5 protein-coding genes are annotated in these 5,533 nt (G+C 47.4%); all 5 read left to right on the top strand.

From position 1 onward, the window contains the following. Positions 1-159 precede the first annotated feature (159 nt). Positions 160-1,395 carry a glycosyltransferase gene (locus WCO51_09150; GenBank protein ID MEI6513426.1) on the top strand — a complete coding sequence of 412 codons (1,236 nt, stop codon included), beginning with the start codon at positions 160-162 and terminating at the stop codon, positions 1,393-1,395. A 19-nt stretch (positions 1,396-1,414) separates the two neighbouring features. Then, on the top strand, positions 1,415-2,737 hold the full coding sequence (locus WCO51_09155; GenBank protein MEI6513427.1) for a glycosyltransferase family 4 protein: 1,323 nt from the start codon (positions 1,415-1,417) through the stop codon (positions 2,735-2,737). A gap of 27 nt (positions 2,738-2,764) precedes the next feature. After that, entirely contained in the window at positions 2,765-3,907 is a 1,143-nt protein-coding gene (locus tag WCO51_09160) for a glycosyltransferase family 4 protein (GenBank protein MEI6513428.1), read from the top strand. Between the two features lie 7 nt (positions 3,908-3,914). Next, a complete protein-coding gene (locus tag WCO51_09165) occupies positions 3,915-5,135 on the top strand; it encodes a glycosyltransferase family 4 protein (GenBank protein ID MEI6513429.1) in 1,221 nt (406 codons plus the stop codon). Between the two features lie 277 nt (positions 5,136-5,412). Beyond that, positions 5,413-5,533: polysaccharide biosynthesis protein (locus tag WCO51_09170; protein MEI6513430.1), on the top strand; the 121-nt coding region annotated here is incomplete at its 3' end.

The raw sequence follows: 5,533 nt of genomic DNA on the forward strand, positions 1-5,533 counted from the left end.
AAAATGCCCGAGATGTTTTTATTTTAATAATATTTTAAGAGTTCCCCAATTAAAGAATAAATCAAGTTCCTTTGGAAGTGCTGTACACAAGGCATTGCAAAATTTTGCGGAAAATAAGATAATGCTAAAGCCGACATCAAGAAATGGGGAAGATATAACATGAAAGTGCTCTGGTTTTGTAATGGCGCACTTAGCGATGTGTCTGTCAATGGGACGGGCACTTGGCTGGGAGCAACGGCAAATGGGCTGCTGGAATCCGATGGTCTCGAACTTGGTGTTATTGCACTTAGTTCGGTGAAGTCATTCACTCGACATGACTATCGCCATGTGAAGCAGTGGTATGTGCCAGCGGGGGCTCGGTTAGGGCGCGATGGACTGCCGTCAGCTACGCTGGTGCAGTCTATCGTCGCAGCCGCTAATGAATTTTCACCTGACATAATTCATGTTTGGGGAACAGAGTCCTTCTGGGGACTACTATCAGCCCGCAACCTTTTAAAGTATCCAGCGCTTCTGGAGATACAAGGGTTGAAGGGGCCGTACTCAAAAGTATACTGTGGCGATCTTACATTCTGGGAACAGATCCTTTGCCTCGGGGTAAAGGAAGTACTCAAGCGGAAAACCATGCAAACAGAGCGGCGTAAATTTGCGAATTGGGGTTTTCGCGAAAAGGAAATCATACGAGGGCATCGATTCATTGATGTTCAGAGCCCTTGGGTTGTTGCGCAAGTCTCGGCTAGCAACCCGGCAGCGCGCCTTTTCTCGGTTGAATTAGTTTTGCGGAAGCCTTTTTACGAGGCTACGGCTTGGTGCCTCCCCCAAAGCTCTGTCATATTTTGTACAGCTGCGTATTCGGTGCCTTATAAAGGGTTACACGTGGCAATCCGGGCTCTTTGTTTGCTGAGGAAACGAATCCCTAACGCTCGACTGCGGATTGCTGGTGGCCATCAGCGGGTTGGAATTCGTCAGGATGGCTACATGAGATGGATCAATAGAATAATTAAAAAATTGGGTCTGACAAATGCTGTGGAGTGGCTCGGGCCACTTGATGCCGTGCAAATCGTCGCGGAGTTAAAGAATGCTGCAGCGGTTGTTATTCCGACTTTCTGTGAGACCTACTGTGTTGCATTTGCTGAAGCGATGACTCTTGGAGTCCCTGCAGTTGTTTCCTTCACTGGCGGAACAGCCTACCTCGGCAGAGACGAGGACTCCTGCCTCTTTTTTCCTCCAGGTGATGAGGTGATGTGCGCTTATCAGTTAGAGCGGGTAATGACAGATAAAATGCTTGCCACGAGGCTCTCTCTAGAGTCTCGTAAAATAGCTGCAGTCCGAAACGACCGGAAGCGGATCGTTCAGCGGCAGTTGGAAATCTACCAGCAGGTTATGACGTCTCGGTAATTCTGCGAATATAGTACGAATGACTATCAATACCAAATATCCGCGCATTCTAATCGTCATGATGACCAAGATTAAGGACGATGATCCGGTAAACCTGCTGATCCGCACGCAGTTTAGTGAGTGGCCGAAAGATCATTTGGCGCAGATTCACGCAACTGGGGATCCACCTGGGAGCGGCGAGTTCTGTGGCCGTTGTTATCGCCTCCAAACCTGTGACCGGTTTCTCGGTGGTCTGTTTCAAAGACTAAGAGGCGGAGTGTTCAATATGGTGTCGCCGGACACAGTCACTAAACAAGTTGAGGTTGGACCAGTTGGTTTGATTAGTGGTTGGGCCAAGATTATAAAGAAATGCCTTGGCGATACTCTCGTTAGTTCGGGACTATGGGAAGTGATTTTTTGCATCCGCTTATCTAAGCAAATGGAGACCTTTGTACGGGATTTTAATCCTGACATGATTTATTGCCAGGGATACTCGCTAGGGTTTGCCACACTCCCGCGTCTGATTTCAAAACGGTTCAATATTCCGATTTGTTTTCAGACCACAGATGACTGGCCAAGTTACACATACAAAGGTTATCTGATGGGATGGCTCCTGCGCCGGAGTGCGCGGAAACTGGTTGCCAAAGCAATAGTCCGGCTAGCGTTCGGGCAAAAGATGCAGAAAAAATTTATAGCGCGATATGGTGTTCAATTTGAAGCCACATACCATCTGGATGATCCTCGAAGATTTATTGGATTTCAGGATTTTGCGATATCCACTACCCCGTTTCGGGCTGTCTATACAGGGAGTATCGCATTGCGTCGCTATGAAGCAATAATTGACCTCGTTGCGGCAATCAGAAAGCTTCCTGCAAGCGTTGGCCCGATTCAAGTTGAGGTATATTGTCCAGGGATACCCAAGGATATGCCGAGTGAGTTATTGATAGCCCCCGAAGTTTCTTTTTTGCCTCTGCCGACACATGACGAGTTACCGAGCGTTTTGGCTTCGGCTTCAGTTCTCTTATTGCCAGAGTCATTCAACGTGGCTCCAGAATTTATCGAATATGCAATATCAACTAAGGCGCATCTTTACATGATGAGTGGGCGGCCGATCTTGGTGTACGGTCCGGAATATAGTGGAACCGTTGGATATGCTATGGATGGTGGTTGGGCTGCAGTGGTGGCGGAACGTGATGAGGAAAGTCTGAAAGAAGTATTTTGCGAGTTGCTTAATAATAAAGCATTCAACGATCGGTTGAGGAAAAACGCTCAGATTTGTGCAAAAAGAAATCATGATATCATATTAGGGCGCACACAATTTCGCGAACTGATAACCAGGGCCGTGGTGCAAGTAACCGGTTAACGTGAAAAGTATTTAGCGGAGTGTATAATGCGGATTCTGCAAGTAACCAATATTATCAGCCATCATCAACTTCCACTGGCACGCTGTTTGGCGTCAGCACCGGGAGATGATAATTTTCGTTTTGCGGTAACCGATCCCCCCATGGTTGAACGTGTAAAAATGGGATGGGATGCGGAGGAGCTGGAATCCTGGCTCCTGAGCGCTGGCGAAAATGAAACCCACAGAGTTGAGTTCGAACACTGGTGGGATGATGCTGATGTGGTGATTGCAGGTTACCGTAATGTGTCCAGAATCGCTGATCGAGTGAGGCGTGGAAAACTGACTTTCTACATGTCTGAGCGATGGTGGAAGCCGCCGATAGGCATAGCGCGGTTGCTTCATCCGCGATTTGCTTGGATGGCCTATCGATTTTGTCGTCTTGCCCAATCCCCCCTGTTTCATTATTTGCCGATGGGGCGGTATGCGGAGACCGACATGCGACGTATAACGTCATTTCAAGGACGAATGTGGGATTGGGGCTATTTCACAGATGTTCATAATCCCTTGCCATCCTATCGCGATCGGGATAAGAGGCTTCGGGTAATTTGGGCTGGAAGAATGCTTGCCTTGAAACGCGTGGATACTTTGGTTCAGGCTTTTTCCATTCTGATGCAACAGAACCCCAAGGCTCGCTTAACGTTAATCGGAGATGGACCTTGCCGTCATGAATTGGAGCGGTTAGTTCAGAAGCTGAAGCTTACAGGTAACGTAGATATTCATTCCAGTATGCCGGTAGCGCAAGTCCGTAATCAGATGCGACAAGCTCATGTTTATGTGCTGCCTAGCAATGGTTATGAAGGGTGGGGCGCTGTTTTAAATGAAGCAATGTCGGAGGGATGCGCCATCGTCGCTAGCGAAGCAGCGGGAGCAGCTAAAACCATGATTCGGCATGGAGAAAATGGGTTGTTGTTTGCCCCTGGTGACTATAGGCGACTGGGAGATATGTTGGTGCAATTAAGCAGAAATGAATCGGAACGCCTGAGGTTGGCTGAAGCAGGGCAAAAGACGATAAGTGAATATTGGTCGCCAAATATAGCGGCAGAACGATTCTTAGCCGTAAGCGACGCATTGTTATCAAAGGGGGTCATCCCAAATTACCCCACTGGGCCAATGTCGCTCTTGGGCCAGTGATTCCGGTATGAATATTTTGCAAATCAATTCAGTTTGCGGCATTGGCAGTACGGGACGTATAGCGACTGATTTACATGCGATTTTGTTAAAATACGGGCATCAAAGCACAGTTGCTTTTGGGCGCGATGAAGCCAGAAGTTGTGATCAAAATATTCGAATTGGCGGCCGTGTGGATAATTATCTGCATGTTGCCTGCACGAGACTTTTTGATGCACACGGCTTTGGGTCTGCGGAAGCAACTCAGGCATTTGTCACAAGGATTAAAGCCCTAAATCCAGATATTATTCATTTACATAACCTTCATGGCTATTATCTCCATGTAGGTTTCCTCTTTGATTATCTTAAGCAGGTCGATAAACCTGTTGTCTGGACGCTACATGATTGTTGGTCATTTACCGGGCATTGTTCACATTTTGATTTTAATGGGTGCGATAGGTGGCGGAGTGGGTGCTATGAGTGCCCGCTTAAATCCGGATATCCGAAAAGTCTGTTTCTTGACCGATCAATGCATAATTACCGGAGGAAAAGGGATGCTTTTACAGGCGTCAAAAAGCTAAAGATAGTTACTCCATCAAAATGGCTTGCAGATCTTGTTAAGGAGTCATATCTGCGGGATTATCCTGTTTCGATTATTAATAACGGAATTGACCTGAATGTTTTTAAGCCAAAAGTGAGTGATTTTCGAAGCCGATATAACTTGCAGGGACAATTCATTAGTTTAGGTGTCGCATCTATTTGGGGTGAACGTAAGGGCTATCAATATTTTATTGATCTTGCCAAGCAACTGCGACCAGATGAGAAGATCGTGTTGGTAGGTGTCAGCGAATCACAGATCAAGCTGCTGCCCGACGGTATTATAGGTATTGCTAAGACCAACAGTACAGCTGAATTAGCAGAGATTTACAGCGCTGCTGATGTTTTTGTCAATCCGACTCTCGAGGACAATTTCCCTACTACCAACCTAGAAGCGCTGGCCTGTGGAACTCCGGTTATCACGTTTAATACCGGCGGCAGCCCCGAGTGTTTAGAGGAGAGGTGTGGATTGGTGGTGGATAGGGGAGATTTTCAGGGTTTAGTTGAGGCAATAGGAATTGTTCGAAGTAATGGTAAAGAATTCTATTCAGCAAAATGCAGACAACGGGCCGTAGATCACTTTGATAAAGATGTGCGGTTTGCCGAGTACATTGAATTGTATAAGAGTGCGGTGGAAGAGAATTCTGGATTATGAATTTTAGATTTTGAATGAAAAGGGGGAGCCACTCTCGCTAGGCGACGGAGGTTTGGAGTGCGGCGACCTGGCGCCGCTCTGCTAGCGCGGGACCTCGCTTGCCCTCCGTAGCCTTAGCGAAGGAGGGGCACGCGCGGGCTGTAGGCCAGTCAGTGTCTAGACGTTATGACGGCGGGCCAGGTCCCGCCGAAGAAAAGCGGCGCCAGGTCGCCGCACTCCAAAAAAGTCAGATTGTCTTATTAATATTTTCCGGCTATGCCGGGTTAGGAGAGAGTATATGTTCAGTGGTAAAACTTTGTTAATTACGGGCGGTACAGGGACATTCGGGAATGCGGTTTTGAAGGGATTCCTTCATACGGACATTAAAGAGATTCGTGTTTTCTCTCGCGATGAGAAGA

This window comes from bacterium (assembly GCA_037131655.1).
In the GTDB taxonomy this organism is placed as follows: Bacteria; Armatimonadota; Fimbriimonadia; order Fimbriimonadales; family JBAXQP01; genus JBAXQP01.